The 13,592-nt window shown below is 70.3% G+C and carries 17 protein-coding genes; 11 read left to right on the forward strand and 6 right to left on the reverse strand.

Annotated features, from left to right (window positions below; genetic code table 11):
• Positions 1 to 27: 27 nt before the first annotated feature.
• The gene (locus QZ500_RS13065) at positions 28 to 264 is read right to left on the reverse strand and encodes a Fis family transcriptional regulator (RefSeq protein ID WP_295855843.1); all 237 of its coding nucleotides are present in this window, start codon (positions 262 to 264) and stop codon (positions 28 to 30) included.
• Between the two features lie 30 nt (positions 265 to 294).
• Positions 295 to 1,347 (reverse strand): tRNA dihydrouridine synthase DusB, encoded by a 1,053-nt coding sequence (dusB, locus tag QZ500_RS13070; RefSeq protein ID WP_295855844.1) that lies wholly within the window; start codon positions 1,345 to 1,347, stop codon positions 295 to 297.
• A gap of 134 nt (positions 1,348 to 1,481) precedes the next feature.
• Between dusB and QZ500_RS13075 the strand changes: the two genes are divergently transcribed.
• On the forward strand, positions 1,482 to 1,952 hold the full coding sequence (locus QZ500_RS13075; protein WP_295855845.1) for a YqaA family protein: 471 nt from the start codon (positions 1,482 to 1,484) through the stop codon (positions 1,950 to 1,952).
• Between the two features lie 12 nt (positions 1,953 to 1,964).
• Here QZ500_RS13075 and QZ500_RS13080 read toward each other — a convergent pair whose 3' ends face one another.
• Positions 1,965 to 2,753 carry a DUF3047 domain-containing protein gene (locus tag QZ500_RS13080; RefSeq protein WP_295855846.1) on the reverse strand — a complete coding sequence of 263 codons (789 nt, stop codon included), beginning with the start codon at positions 2,751 to 2,753 and terminating at the stop codon, positions 1,965 to 1,967.
• Between the two features lie 142 nt (positions 2,754 to 2,895).
• A complete protein-coding gene (locus QZ500_RS13085) occupies positions 2,896 to 3,951 on the reverse strand; it encodes a porin (protein ID WP_295855847.1) in 1,056 nt (351 codons plus the stop codon).
• A 408-nt stretch (positions 3,952 to 4,359) separates the two neighbouring features.
• On the opposite strand from QZ500_RS13085, the gene coq7 reads away from it, so the two are divergent.
• Positions 4,360 to 4,977 carry a 2-polyprenyl-3-methyl-6-methoxy-1,4-benzoquinone monooxygenase gene (gene coq7, locus QZ500_RS13090; protein WP_295855848.1) on the forward strand — a complete coding sequence of 206 codons (618 nt, stop codon included), beginning with the start codon at positions 4,360 to 4,362 and terminating at the stop codon, positions 4,975 to 4,977.
• A 24-nt stretch (positions 4,978 to 5,001) separates the two neighbouring features.
• Here the strand turns inward: coq7 and QZ500_RS13095 are convergent, their stop codons facing one another.
• Positions 5,002 to 5,454, reverse strand: a complete 453-nt coding sequence (locus QZ500_RS13095; protein ID WP_295855849.1) for an OsmC family protein — start codon at positions 5,452 to 5,454, stop codon at positions 5,002 to 5,004.
• 304 nt (positions 5,455 to 5,758) lie between these two features.
• On the opposite strand from QZ500_RS13095, the gene ilvA reads away from it, so the two are divergent.
• The 3 genes from ilvA (at position 5,759) to QZ500_RS13110 (ending at position 8,875) form a co-directional block, all read left to right on the forward strand.
• Positions 5,759 to 7,351, forward strand: coding sequence for a threonine ammonia-lyase, biosynthetic (gene ilvA, locus QZ500_RS13100; RefSeq protein WP_295855850.1), 1,593 nt, complete (start codon positions 5,759 to 5,761; stop codon positions 7,349 to 7,351).
• Between the two features lie 109 nt (positions 7,352 to 7,460).
• The gene (locus QZ500_RS13105) at positions 7,461 to 8,273 is read left to right on the forward strand and encodes an adenosylcobinamide-GDP ribazoletransferase (RefSeq protein ID WP_295855851.1); all 813 of its coding nucleotides are present in this window, start codon (positions 7,461 to 7,463) and stop codon (positions 8,271 to 8,273) included.
• Positions 8,273 to 8,875 (forward strand): histidine phosphatase family protein, encoded by a 603-nt coding sequence (locus QZ500_RS13110; protein ID WP_295855852.1) that lies wholly within the window; start codon positions 8,273 to 8,275, stop codon positions 8,873 to 8,875. The genes QZ500_RS13105 and QZ500_RS13110 overlap by 1 nt, the downstream gene beginning before the upstream one ends.
• A gap of 37 nt (positions 8,876 to 8,912) precedes the next feature.
• Here QZ500_RS13110 and QZ500_RS13115 read toward each other — a convergent pair whose 3' ends face one another.
• Complete coding sequence (locus tag QZ500_RS13115; RefSeq protein WP_295855853.1) at positions 8,913 to 9,359, reverse strand: type II secretion system protein N; 447 nt, start codon at positions 9,357 to 9,359, stop codon at positions 8,913 to 8,915.
• Positions 9,360 to 9,469: 110 nt separating this feature from the next.
• Here QZ500_RS13115 and gspG point away from each other — a divergent pair, with 110 nt between their 5' ends.
• The 6 genes from gspG to gspL form a co-directional block, all read left to right on the forward strand.
• Positions 9,470 to 9,922 (forward strand): type II secretion system major pseudopilin GspG, encoded by a 453-nt coding sequence (gene gspG, locus QZ500_RS13120; RefSeq protein WP_295855854.1) that lies wholly within the window; start codon positions 9,470 to 9,472, stop codon positions 9,920 to 9,922.
• Between the two features lie 23 nt (positions 9,923 to 9,945).
• Positions 9,946 to 10,434 carry a prepilin-type N-terminal cleavage/methylation domain-containing protein gene (locus QZ500_RS13125; protein ID WP_295855855.1) on the forward strand — a complete coding sequence of 163 codons (489 nt, stop codon included), beginning with the start codon at positions 9,946 to 9,948 and terminating at the stop codon, positions 10,432 to 10,434.
• An 8-nt stretch (positions 10,435 to 10,442) separates the two neighbouring features.
• On the forward strand, positions 10,443 to 10,823 hold the full coding sequence (gene gspI / locus QZ500_RS13130) for a type II secretion system minor pseudopilin GspI (RefSeq protein WP_295855856.1): 381 nt from the start codon (positions 10,443 to 10,445) through the stop codon (positions 10,821 to 10,823).
• 117 nt (positions 10,824 to 10,940) lie between these two features.
• Positions 10,941 to 11,645: a prepilin-type N-terminal cleavage/methylation domain-containing protein gene (locus QZ500_RS13135; protein ID WP_295855857.1), complete on the forward strand. Its 705-nt coding sequence runs from the start codon at positions 10,941 to 10,943 to the stop codon at positions 11,643 to 11,645.
• Positions 11,642 to 12,646 (forward strand): type II secretion system minor pseudopilin GspK, encoded by a 1,005-nt coding sequence (gene gspK / locus QZ500_RS13140; protein WP_295855858.1) that lies wholly within the window; start codon positions 11,642 to 11,644, stop codon positions 12,644 to 12,646. The genes QZ500_RS13135 and gspK overlap by 4 nt, the downstream gene beginning before the upstream one ends.
• Before the next feature lie 127 nt (positions 12,647 to 12,773).
• On the forward strand, positions 12,774 to 13,592 hold an 819-nt coding region (gene gspL, locus QZ500_RS13145), incomplete at its 3' end, for a type II secretion system protein GspL (RefSeq protein ID WP_295855859.1).

A 13,592-nucleotide genomic window follows, 5' to 3' on the forward strand; every position in this document is an offset into this window, starting at 1 on the left:
TAGGTCGGATGCCGCGCGGCGGTCGGGTTATTTGAGGAGGTTGTGCTCGACGAGCTTTTTGCGCAGGGTGTTGCGGTTCAGGCCCAGCCAGTCGGCCGCGCGCGACTGGTTGTGCGCGGCCTCGGTCATCACCACTTCCAGAAGCGGTTTTTCCATCACCTGCACCAGCATGTCGTACATGCCGTGCGGCTGCTCGCCGCCCAGGTCCTTGAAATAGCCCTGCAGGCTGTCGCGTATGCAGGCCTCGATCTGTTGCTTGCTCATGATCCTTCTTCTCGTGTGTCCCGTCGGGGTCTACAGGGTGCCGGCCGCAGCCGCCTCCTCGTCGTCCGCGCCCTCCTCCGCCCGCGGCGGCGGCAGGCGGTCGGACGCAGCTCCCAATGCGTCGAAATAGTCGGCGACGGCCTGCCACTGGACGCGGCAGTCGTCGATCCGGTTCATGCGCTGGCGGAAATCCTCGCCGCCGGGCAGGCCGCGCACGTACCAGCCGATGTGCTTGCGCGCGCTGCGCACGCCGGTCGATTCGCCGTACAGCGCGTAGTGTTCTTCCAGATGCTCCAGCAGCAGGCGCCGCACTTCGGCGACCAGCGGCGGCGCCGAGTGCTCGCCGGTGGCAAGGAAGTGCGCGATCTCGCGGAAGATCCAGGGCCGGCCCTGGGCGGCGCGACCGATCATGACCGCGTCGGCACCGGTCGCCGCGAACACGTCGCGGGCACGCTCGGGCGTTGCGATGTCGCCGTTGGCGACGACCGGCACGCGCACTGCGGCCTTGACCGCGGCGATGGTGTCGTATTCCGCATGGCCGCGGTAACCCTGCTCGCGGGTGCGGCCGTGGACGGTCAGCATCTGCACGCCGGCCTGTTCGGCCGCGCGGGCGATCGCGACGGCGTTCTTCTGGGCGTCGCACCAGCCGGTCCGCATCTTGAGCGTCACCGGCACGCCGTGGGGTGCGGCCGCCGCGACCACCGCCTCGATGATGGACAGGGCAAGCGGCTCGTCCTGCATCAGCGCGGAACCCGCCCACTTGTTGCAGACCTTCTTGGCCGGGCAGCCCATGTTGATGTCGATGATCTGCGCTCCACGGTCGATGTTGTAGGCGGCGGCTTCCGCCATCATCTGCGCATCGGTGCCGGCGATCTGCACTGCGATCGGCGCCGTTTCGCCCTCGTGGTTGGCGCGGCGGGACGTCTTCAGGCTGTCCCACAGATCGCGCCGCGAGGTCACCATCTCGCTCACCGCATAGCCCGCGCCCAGCCGCTTGCACAACTGGCGAAACGGCCGGTCGGTGACGCCCGCCATGGGCGCGACGAACAGGCGGTTCGCCAAGGCGATGGAGCCGATCTGCATGGGGTGGGGAAGGTGGGAAAAGACGGAAGAGCACGCAGCGTTCCGCGCGCGAAGGGCGTGATTCTAGCTGCCCAAAATTTCAGCAATCGAAATACGTTACAGCGCCCGGGGTGGCACTGCGATACTGCAGCGGCATGCAAGCCTGGCTCGACTCGATCCTTCAACTTCTCGCGCTGCCGCAATACGGCCTCAGCACGCTGTTCGTCGCGTCGTTCATCTCGGCGACGCTGCTGCCGATCGGGTCGGAACCGGTGCTGTTCGGGCTGCTGCGGCTCAACCCGGACCTGTTCTGGGAAGCGGTCATCGTGGCGTCAGTCGGCAACACGCTGGGCGGTGCGCTGGACTGGTGGATCGGCTACGGGGCACACAAGGTCGCCGACCGCTACTCCCATTCCAAGCACCACACCCGGGTGATCGACTGGCTGGAAAAGCTGGGCCCGAAGGCCTGCCTGCTGAGCTGGCTGCCGCTGGTGGGGGATCCGCTGTGTGCGGTGGCGGGCTGGCTGCGGCTGCCGTTCTGGCCGTGTTTGGCCTATATGGCGATCGGCAAATTCCTGCGCTACCTCCTGATGACCGCCGCGCTGCTCTACTTCTTTCCGGCGTAAGCGCCAGTGCAGTCAGTGAGCGGTGCTCTCTTCTGCGCTTGAACGGAGATGGACTGCGCCGTAGAGCGCCGTCGCGGTCGAAGCGGTGTTGTCGCTGTCGGTCATCAGCGCCACGCCGACGAGCGTACCGGGCGCCTCCTGGAAGGCCTTGCGATAGTCCGCAGCCACATCGCGCTGGTAATGGCGCCACTGGCCGAGCGTCTTGTGGCCGGACTCCACCACGATGGCCTTGATCCGGTCGGTCCGGGGATGGGCGATCACGGAGCCGACGGGCCGCTGGTTGCACCAGACGTACATCAGGGTCGCGTAGGGCATTTCCTCGCCAGTGATGGCACGCGCCAGTTCTGACAGCAAGGCGTCCTTCGCAGAGAAACGGGAGCGGTCGCCTTCGAACGCCAGGACCAGACGCGCCGGTGCATCGTCCGCTTCGCGTCGGCCCATGTCGGCATTGGTGATCAGCGCCGGCACCTGCCAGGAGAAGGACACCGTTCCCAGATCGTCGGGCCTCACCTGCACCGGAGCCCGCAGCATGCTCGCCGATCCATCCGACCGGGCGCGTACCTGGGCGGGTGCCTGCAGGGCAGCGAAATCGTATTGGGTCGGCTTTTTCCCCGGCAGCCGGTAGTGCTCCCAGAACATCGGAGTGCCGTCGACCGATGTTCCGGCGCGGTGGCGTGGGGCGTCGGCTGCAGTCGAGATCGCCGCGGAATCGGCTACTGCAGTAAGGCGCGACGCTGTGCTGCAGCCGACCAGCACAACGGACACCATCAGAAAACCCAGACCGTGCAGGATGGAGCGCATGGTCACAGCATAGGACTGCACCACCGCTGCCGACAAGCGGATAAACCTCAGGAACCTCGGCTTTTCCAAACAAAAAAGCCGCCGACCCGAGGCCAGCGGCTTTTGTCTTTCAGATCACAGCTGGCACACGGCCAGCCGGCGATCAGAAGGAGTGGCGAACGCCGATGTCGAAACCGTTCGAGTTACGGCCCGGGGCCACGCCGGTGGCGGTCAGGCCGTCGGCAGCGACGCTACGTGCGGATGCACCCTTGTTGTTCACGCGAGCCAGGGTCGTGTAGACCTGGGTGCGCTTCGACAGGTTGTAGCCGTAGCCGATGGCGAACTTGTTGAAGTCGTTGGCGCTGTCCTTCAGGTCGTAACGAGCAACCGAAGCACGCAGCTCGCCAGCACCCAGCGGAGCGGTTGCACCGATCAGCAGGGAGTTCAGGCGGTTGTTGCCGGCAGCGCCGTTGTCGACACGCTCTTGGCCAGCGAAGACCATGGGCTTGACGACGCCGAAGTCGTAGGAAGCGCCGATGTTGGCAACCTTCAGGTCACGGCCGAGGACGACCGGAGCCACATTGGAAGCGCCGATGGCTTGCTTCCATTGGCCGTACGAAGCGGCGACGTTGATCGGGCCGTTCTGGAAGCCGATACGGCCACCCAGGAAGTTGCCGGCCTTGTCGTTGGCAACGGTCGACAGCTGCTCGCCGAAGGCGTACTGTGCCTGACCGTAGAAGCCGCCCAGGTTCGACGGCAGGAAGTAGCCGATCGAGTTGCTGTTACGGACGGTGCCGAAGCCGAAGTTGTCGTACGTCAGAGCTTGACCGACGCCACGGGTGCCGAACGGATCGAAGTTGGTCGAGTTCCAGAAGGTCGGGCTGTAGTCACGGCCCAGACGAACTTCACCGAAGTTGCCGGACAGGCTGACGGTGGAACGACGCTGGAAGCTCAAGCCTTGGGCCGTGCCGTTGTCGACGTTCAGAGCACCTTCCAGCCAGAAGCTGGCTGCCAGACCGCCACCCAGGTCTTCCGTACCACGGAAGCCCAGACGGCTGGCGGAGTTGCTACCGCTGGAGAGGCCCACGCGGTGACCAGCGCCGGAACCGGAAACACGGGTGACGGCGGCATCGACGATACCGAACAGGGTCACCGACGATTGAGCCATCGCGGCGCCGGAAGCAGCCAGCACAGCCAGGGCGATCAGAGATTTTTTCATAGCGAGTTTCTCCAAGGTTAAACATAGGGCACCGGTACGAGGGGTCGAGGGCGCTGGGCGCTGTGATTCGATCCCGCCGGTTCCCCGGGCCAACCTCCGTTACGGGAAGCTGGTGGTATTGCAACAGACGACTTGGCCTTGCGCAAAGGATTTAGCGCCCAGATCGCGAAGAAAACACGCTTCGTTGTACGACAGCAACGGAAGCTAAACTAAGCCTTCTAATCTCACCCGTGTGTCCGTCGGACATTTCCTACGGAACGCCACAAGATCTCGTTCACGCTGGTCTCGCACATCGAAACCTGCGGGCTGGGGACAGCAAGATGCTCTGGGGAAAAGTGCTTCACTCACACGCAGCGGCTGCCTAAGCGTTAAGGTCCGTCCATCCTCGCCACAGCACTGCACACTGCCATGGATCGCCTTCTGATTGCCGCCGACGCCGCGCTCCGCACCCTCTTCGCCACGCCGCGCCCCACCCGTCCGATGCCGGCACCATCGGCCGCCCCGGTACTGGACACCCGCCAGAAGCGGCTGTCGGGTGCCCTGATGCGCGTCAACCACGTCGGCGAGGTCTGCGCACAGGCGCTCTACACCGCTCAGGCAGCTGTGACCCGCGATCCCGCGCTGCGCGCCCATTTCGAGGAAGCGTCCCGCGAGGAAACCGACCACCTGGCCTGGACGCGCCAGCGGCTGGAGGCCCTGGGCGACCGGCCGAGCCTCCTCAATCCGCTCTGGTATGCAGGCGCTTTCGCACTGGGACTGGTGGCTGGACGGGTGGGCGGCGACCGGGTGAGCCTCGGATTCGTCGCGGAAACCGAGGATCAAGTGGCCGCACATCTGGACCGCCATCTGCAGCGCCTGCCAGTGGCGGATACCGCGTCGCGCGCGATCGTGGCGCAGATGAAGGCCGACGAGCAGGCGCATGCGGACGAAGCCCGTGCCGCAGGCGGTGCGGAACTGCCTGCGCCGGTGCGGCTGCTGATGCGGGGCGCGGCGAAGGTCATGACGACCACCGCGCATTACGTCTGATCCGCCGCAGGCGCGGCGGCGCGCTCAGGCGACCTCGACGATGTCGAAACCGGTGGTGATCACCGCCGTCTTGCCCAGCATGATGCTGGCCGAGCAGTATTTGTCGTGGCTGAGGGCGATGGCCCGCTCGACCGCCGCCGCCGGCAGGCCCTTGCCGGTGATGGTGAACTGCATGTGGATGCGGGTGAAGACCTTGGGATCGGCTTCGGCACGGTCGCTGGAGAGATGGACCGAGCAGCCGCGCACGTCGTGGCGGCCGCGGCGCAGGATCAGCACCACGTCGTAGGCGGTGCAGCCGCCGGTGCCGGCGAGCAGCAGTTCCATCGGCCGCGGCGCCTGGTTCCGCCCGCCGTTCTCGGGCTTGGCGGCATCCGGCGCACCGTCCATCGCGACCACGTGGCCGCTGCCTGTTTCAGCGACGAACCCCATCGCGGAACGCGTTCCTGCCGCGCCCGTCCAGCTCACCGTGCATTCCATGATCGATCTCGCTCCAGGTGGAAGTCCAAAGCCGCAATTGTGGCTTTCTGCCCACCGCACCTCGACGCGGTCAGAAATTTCCGCAAACTTGTTGCATCGCAGCACGACGGCGCTATACTTCGATCCACGCAGACGACTCAGGGATTACCCGAACGTCCGCACCGTTTGTCTCCTCCACCTCCTCCTTTGGTGGATTTAGCCCCGAGCTGCAAAGCTTGGGGCTTTTTTCTTGGGGCTGCGCCTGCAGGGGCGGCCCGTATCATCCGCGGTCCGCCGGACCCTTGGCCGGTGCCCGCCACCTGCCATGACCGCACCGACCGCCCTCGCGCCCGCCGACTACCTCACCCGCATCCTGAACGCCCGCGTCTACGACGTGGCGGTCGAGTCGCCGCTGGAGCGCGCGCGCAACCTGAGTGCCCGGCTCGGCAACACGGTGCTGCTGAAGCGCGAGGACCAGCAGCCCGTCTTCAGCTTCAAGCTGCGGGGCGCCTACAACAAGATGGCGCACCTCTCGCCCGAACAGCTGGCGCGCGGCGTGATCTGCGCCTCCGCCGGCAACCATGCGCAGGGTGTGGCGATGAGCGCCCGCAAGCTCGGCACCCGCGCGGTGATCGTGATGCCGACCACCACGCCGCAGCTCAAGATCGATGCGGTGCGGGCGCTGGGCGGCGAGGTGGTGCTGTTCGGCGACAGCTATTCCGATGCCTATGGCCACTCGCTGGCGATCGAGCGCGCCGAAGGGCTGACCTTCGTCCACCCCTTCGACGATCCGGACGTGATCGCCGGCCAGGGCACGATCGCGATGGAGATCCTGCGCCAGGTCCAGGGCATCGGCCAGGGACCGGGCTCCGACCGGCTCGACGCGGTGTTCGTCGCGATCGGCGGCGGCGGGCTGATCTCCGGCGTGGCCAACTACATCAAGGCGGTGCGCCCGGGCGTGAAGGTGATCGGCGTGCAGATGAACGATTCCGACGCGATGCTGCAATCCGTCGCCGCGGGCGAGCGGGTCACGCTGCCGGACGTCGGGCTGTTCTCCGACGGCACCGCCGTCAAGCTGGTGGGCGCGGAGACCTTCCGCATCGCCGCCAGCGGCCTGGTGGACGGCTTCGTCACGGTGGACACCGACGCCGTCTGCGCCGCGATCAAGGACGTGTTCGTCGACACCCGCAGCATCGTCGAACCCGCCGGCGCGCTGGCAGTAGCCGCGATCAAGCAGTACGTCGCCGAGCACGGCACGACCGGCGAGACCTACGCCGCGATCCTCTGCGGCGCCAACATGAACTTCGACCGGCTGCGCTTCGTCGCCGAGCGGGCCGAGGTGGGCGAGGAGCGCGAGGCGCTGTTCGCGGTCACCGTGCCGGAGGAGCGCGGCAGCTTCCGCCGCTTCTGCGAATCGATCGGCACGCTGCCGGGCGGTCCGCGCAACGTGACCGAATTCAACTACCGGATGCGCGGCGAGGCCGGTGCGCAGCAGGCGCATGTGTTCGTCGGCCTGACCACCTCGGCGCGCGGCGAGTCGGCCCGCATCGCCGCCTATTTCAGCGGGCTGGGCTTCCCGACGCTGGACCTGACGCACGACGAGATCGCCAAGGAGCACCTGCGCCACCTGGTGGGCGGGCGCATCCCGTCGCAGGAGGGCGCGCCCGAGCGGCTGCTGCGCTTCGTGTTCCCGGAGCGGCCGGGCGCGTTGCTGAAATTCCTGAGCCTGATGCAGCCGCATTGGAACATCAGCCTGTTCCACTACCGCAACCAGGGCGCCGACTACGGCCGCATCCTGGTCGGCATGCAGGTGCCGGCGGACGAGGACGCAGCCTTCGCCGATTTCCTGGGCACGGTCGGCTATCCGTGGGTCGAGGAAACCGACAACCCGGCCTACCGGCTGTTCCTGCGCAGCTGAACATGCCCTACGTCCCCAGGCTGCCCGCTGCGCGATCCGCCTCCCTCACGCCGGGGACGGTACCGGTGGCCCGGCACCGCCGGTTCCGCGGCAGCCCTGAGGGAGATGCATGAATTTCGTACGGCACTGGCTGCTGGCGCTGCAGTTCTTCACCCGCATACCGGTGACCGGCCGGCTGGCCGCCTGGGTCGGCTTCAGTCCGGCGATGCTGCGCGCCGCGGCGGCGCACTTCCCCGCGATCGGATGGATCGCTGCCGCGGTCGCCTGCGGTGCTTATGCGGGTGCCGTCGCCTTGTGGGGCAACGGACCGCTGGTGCCGCTGGCCGCCGCCGTCGCCTGCACCGCGGCAACCGCCTGGCTGACCGGCGCCTTCCACGAGGACGGCTTGGCCGACGTGGCGGACGGCCTGGGCGGCAGCGCCGACCGGGAACGCGCGCTGGAGATCATGAAGGACTCGCGCATCGGCAGCTACGGCGCGCTGGCGCTGGTGCTGGCGGTGGCGGCGAAGGTGGCGCTGCTCGGCGTGCTCGGCGGCCACGGGCTGGCAGCGGTGCTGACGGCGCTGGCCGGCGCGCAGGTGGTGTCACGCTTCTGGCCGCTGCTGATCGTGCGGACGCTGCCGCATGTCGGCGATACCGCGCGGTCCAAGAGCAAGCCGCTGGCCGACCAAATCTCCGGCGGCGCACTGGTGATCGCGTTTTCATGGTGTTGTGTGCCGCTGGCGCTCGTCCTGCTTGCGCAAGGCGCTCTCTTTTTAGGAGCATCGCTGGCCGCCAGCGGCGCAGCGCTGTGGTGGATGCGCCGCGGGTTCGTCCGGCGGCTCGGCGGCTTCACCGGCGACTGCCTGGGGGCAGTGCAGCAGGTGTGCGAGATCGCCTTCTATCTGGGTGCTGCCACGGCGTTGCGCTGGAGCAACGGCTGATGGCGGCCGTGTGGCTGGTCCGCCATGCGGTGCCGCTGATCGCGCCCGGCACCTGCTACGGCCGGCTCGACATGCCGGCGGATGCGGTTGCTACCCGACAGGCTGCCGAGGCGCTTGCCGCCGCATTGCCGGCCGGCACCGTCGTCTGGTCGTCGCCGCGGCAGCGCTGCACGGCGCTCGCCCATGCTTTGCGATCGCTGCGCCCGGACCTGCCCTACCGGCAGGATGCCCGCCTCGCCGAAATGGACTTCGGCGACTGGGAAGGCCGCGCCTGGAACGCCCTGCCCCGCGCCGCACTCGACGCCTGGACGGCCGACTTCGCCCACGATGCGCCGGGCGGCGGCGAATCGGTCGCGGTGTTCTTGGCCCGGGTTGCGGCCGCCTGGGACGCGCTGCCGCCCGACATGCCGGTGGCCTGGATCGCCCACGGCGGTGTGGCGCGTGCCGCCACGCTGATCGCGCAGGGCCGGCGGCATATCGCGCGGTCGGAGGACTGGCCGCACGACGGGCCGGGCTTCGGCGCATGGGTCGTCGTGGACCGGACGACCGGCGCGGTGCTCGACGCCGCACCGACGAAGGATGCAGCCCGCATGACGGGCTGAACCGGCACGGCAGCGACCGACGCGCCGCCCCAGCGGATCAGCGCAGCGCCGGCATGTCGATCACCATCGCGACGCCCTCGCCGCCGTCCAGCACCGCGCGGCGCGGCGCGACGGAGCGCAGCACGACCCCCGGCGCCACCGCGCTGCCGATGCGGAACGGTTGCGCCGGCTGGCCGTCCACCGCGATCAGCGCGGTGCCGCCGCTCCACCGGCCGGCCACGACGCCCTGCAGCACGAAGCGGCTCGGCGCGGCCGCGACGACGGCGGCGGCCGGTGCCGCACCCACCCCCGGCGCGCCCAGCAGCCGGGCGATCACGGTCGGATCGGCGGCCGCGGGCGGGGCTTCGGCCACCGGCGGATAGGCGGGGCCGGCCGGCGGTGCCGCGAGCCGCAGGCCCCAGAAGGCGGTGCAGCCCAGCGCCAGCGCCCAGACGAGGGCGGTGGCGGCCGGGGGTGCCCAGCGGGCGGCGGGGGTCTGTCGCATGCGCGGATTATCATGGAACGCTTCTGCCGTTTCGGCCGCCGCCGGCCCCGTCCTCCGGCGTCCGTTCGGCGCACCGTCGGCATCCCGCCGGCCTCCTCGCTTTCTCCGCCATGCCCCTGAACGCCCTCCGTCTCCGCGCCGCCGTCGGCCGCCGCATCGCGCGCGGCTTCACCCTGATCGAGCTGATGGTGGTGCTGGTCATCATCGGCGTGCTGGCCGCCCTGATTGTGCCCAACGTGCTCGACCGCGCCGACGACGCCCGCGTCACCGCCGCCCGCACCGATGTGAACAACGTGATGCAGGCGCTCAAGCTGTACCGCCTCGACAACCAGCGCTACCCGACCGCCGAACAGGGCCTGCAGGCGCTGGTGGTGCGCCCGACCACGCCGCCGGCGCCCGGCAACTGGAAACCCTACCTGGAGAAGCTGCCGAACGACCCGTGGGGCCGGCCGTACCAGTACCTGAACCCGGGCGTGAAGGCGGAGATCGATGTGATGTCCTTCGGCGCCGACGGCCAGTCGGGCGGCGAGGGCAAGAACGCGGACATCGGCAGCTGGCAGTAACGCGTCCGCCCTTCCGTCTTGCTATGAAAACGAGAGCTGTTCGCGCAGGCGGGACGGGCGCAAGCGGCAATTTTCCTTCTGAAAAACGCCGGTTCCGCGGCTTCACGCTGCTGGAGCTGATGGTGGTCGTCGCGATCATCGCGCTGGCGAGCGCGGGGGTCGGCTTCGCGCTGCGCGACGGCGGACAGGCCCAGCTCGACCGCGAGGCCGACCGGCTGGCCGCGCTGCTGGAGACCGCCCGCGCCCAGTCGCGCGCCAGCGGCATTCCGGTGCGCTGGCGGCCGACCGCCGACGGCTTCGTCTTCGAGGGCCTGCCGCCCGGCACCCTGCCCGACCGCTGGCTGGCACCGGGCACCGCGGTGGTCGGCGGCCTGCCGCTGCTGCTCGGGCCGGAGCCGCTGATCGGCCGGCAGGAGGCGGTGCTGACGCTGCTGGCCCGGCCGGACCGCCGGCTGCGGGTGGCGACCGACGGCCTGCGCCCCTTCGCCGTCGTGCCGGCGGGCGCATCGTGAGCCGCCGGATGCCGCATCGCGCGGCGGCGTCGGAAGCAGTCGCGCGCGGTTTCACGCTGATCGAGGTGCTGGTGGCGCTCGGCATCGTCGCCATCGCGCTGGTCGCCGGGCTGCAGGCGACCACCGCGCTGACCCGCAACGCGCTGCGGCAGTCCGACACCGTGCTGGCCCAGCTGTGCGCCGAGAACGAACTGGTCCGGATGCGGCTCGCGCGGCAGATGCCGGGCATCGGCGACACCGCCGTGCCCTGCGAGCAGGGCGGCCGGCGCTACACCGTGACGGTCGGCGTGCGGCCGACGCCGAACCCGAGCTTCTACCGGGTCGATGCGCTGGTGGACGACGGGCAATATCCGGTGCTGAAGCTGTCGACGATCGTGGGGAGGTATTAGATGCATCCCCCCAGGCAGCTGCGCTGCTCCCCCCTTTGCTGCGCAAGGGGGGCGATACCTGCGGCCCGGCGAGGCCGGTTCCGCGGCATTCTTGATGGAGCCGACAAACGCGGTCGGATGAGGGGATTCACCCTCGTCGAGCTGCTGGTCGCGCTGACGGTGATGGCGCTGCTGGCGATCATGAGCTGGCGGGGGCTGGACGGGATGACGCGGGCGCAGGCGCAGACGCAGGCGCGGGCCGACGAGGTGCTGGCGCTGCAGGCGGGGCTGGCGCAGTGGGGCGCGGACCTGGACGCGATCGCCGCGGTGGACCGGATCGTGCCGCTGGACTGGGACGGGCGGGCGCTGCGCATCACCCGGCGCGGGACCGTCGCCGGGCCGGGCGACGGGCTGCGGGTGGTGGCCTGGAGCCGGCGTGCGCTGCCGGACGGCAACACCTGGTGGCTGCGCTGGGAATCGGCGCCGATCGTCGGCCGGGCGCAGTGGAACGAGGCTTGGCAGCAGGCGGCGCTCTGGGCGCAGAACCCGGGCGAGGACCTGCGCCGGCGCGAGGTACCGGTGGTGCCGGCCACCGACTGGCAGCTCTTCTACTACCGCAACAACGCTTGGACCAATCCGCTGTCGAGCGATGCCGGCACCACCCCGCCCCTGCCCGGGACGCCGGCCGTGCCTGGCAGTACGGCTGCAGCGCCCGGCAGTGTCGTCGCACCGGCCCTGCCCGACGGCGTCCGCCTGGTGCTGGCACTGGCCCCGGGCCGGGCGATCGCCGGCACGCTGGTGCGCGACTGGGTGCAGCCGACGGTTGGAGGCAACAAGTCATGAGGCGCAGTCAACCTCTGCGCCAGGCCGGCGCCGCGCTGCTCGCGGCGATGCTCACGGTAACGCTGGTCGCCACCTTCGCCGCCGCGGCGATGTGGCAGCAGTGGCGCAACGTCGAGGTCGAGGCGACCGAGCGCGCGCGGGTGCAGGCCGGCTGGATCCTGGTCGGCGCGCTCGACTGGTCGCGGCTGATCCTGCGAGAGGACTACCTCGCCGACCTGCGCACCGGCGCCGGTCAGGTCGACCACCTGGCCGAGCCGTGGGCGGTGCCGCTGCAGGAGGCGCGGCTGTCGAGCTTCCTCGCGGCCGACCGCGACAACACCGTGACCGCGCCGGGCAACGTGCAGGACGCGTTCCTCTCGGGCCAGATCCGCGACGCGCAGGCCCGCATGAACTTTGCCGACCTGGTGGACAACGGACAGCTGTCGGACTTCTGGTATCCGGCGTTCCAGCGGCTGTTCGAGCAGCTCGGGCTGCCGCAGCCGGAACTCGCGCGCATCGCCCAGGGGATGGTCGCGGCGCAGGCGGCCGACGCGGCGACCGCGCCGCTGCTGCCCCAGCGGCTCGCGCAGTTCGCCTGGTACGGCGTGTCGCCCGGCACGCTGCAGGCGCTGGAACCCTACGCCACGATCCTGCCCGACCGCACGCCGATCAACTTGAACACCGCCAGTGCCACGGTGCTGGCCGCGGCAGTGCCGCAGCTCGACGGCGCCGGCGCCCAGCGGCTGGTGGCAGCGCGCGCCGCGGCGCCGCTACGGACCACGGCGGATGCGGTGCGCGCCATCGGCAACGAGGCGGTGCAGCTCAACCCGGGTGCGCACAGCGTCTTCAGCGTGTTCTTCGAGATCGCCGGCCGGCTGCGGCTGGAGAACGCGGTGGTGGAGGAGCGCTCGCTGGTGCGCCGCGAAGGCAGCAACGTGCGCACCCTGTGGCGCGAACGCGGCGCGCTCGGCGTGGCGCAGGCGCTGCAGACCGGCACCGGGCTGCCGCCCCTGCCGCGCTGACGGCCGACCCCATGGCAGCACCGCGGCCGACCGCCCTCTCTACAATCGCGCAGCCCCGCGGCGGCTGCTCCGCGCGGGAATCTTCCCGCCCGGGCGCCGCGCGCCGTCCGCAGGACCTTTTTCTTCCGTGAGCACCCTGATCGTCTTCCTTCCGCCCGTGGCGGACCCCGGCGCCGCCACCACGGAGTTCGGCTTCGTGCTCACCGCCGACTCGCACACCGCGGTGCGCCAGGCGCAGTCGCCGGCCGCGCTGCTGCCGCATCCGGGCCGCGCCGGCGAGACGGTGGCGGTGGTGCCGGCCCGGGCCCTTTCCTGGCAGCGGATCGACTGGCCGCGCGGCGTTAAGGCCGGCCCGCCGGCACGGCTGCGCGCGGTGCTCGACGGCCTGCTGGAAGAGCGGCTGCTCGACGATCCGCAGCAGCTGCACTTCGCGCTCGCCCCCGACGCCCGGCCCGGCGCGCCGGCCTGGGTCGCCGTCTGCGACCGCGGATGGCTGCGTGCCGCGCTGCAGGCGCTGGAGGCGGCCGGACGGCCGGTTGCGCGCATCGTCCCGGAATTCGCACCCGACCCGTCGGCCGCGCCGCAGCCGGTGCTGCACGCCGTCGGCACCCCCGAGGACGCCCAGTGGGTCGCGGTCGGCGAACGCCCGGGCAGCGGAGTCACGGTGCTGCCGCTGTCGGCCGCCACGCTGGCGCTGATCGACGGCGGCCGCCCCGACGCACCGGTGCCGCTGTTCGCCGACCCGGCGGTCGCCGCCCTCGCCGAGCAGCTCGCCGGCCGCCCGGTCAACCTGCAGACGCCGGCGACCCGCTGGATGGGCGCCGCGCGCGGCGCCTGGGACCTGGCGCAGTTCGATTTCGCCAGTTCCGGCCGCGTCCGGGCCGCGAAGCGGGCCGGCGCGCTCGCCAACGAGCTGCTGCGCGCGCCGCAGTGGCGCGCGGCCCGC

This window comes from uncultured Xylophilus sp. (assembly GCA_913776965.1).
Classification (GTDB): domain Bacteria; phylum Pseudomonadota; class Gammaproteobacteria; order Burkholderiales; family Burkholderiaceae_C; genus Xylophilus.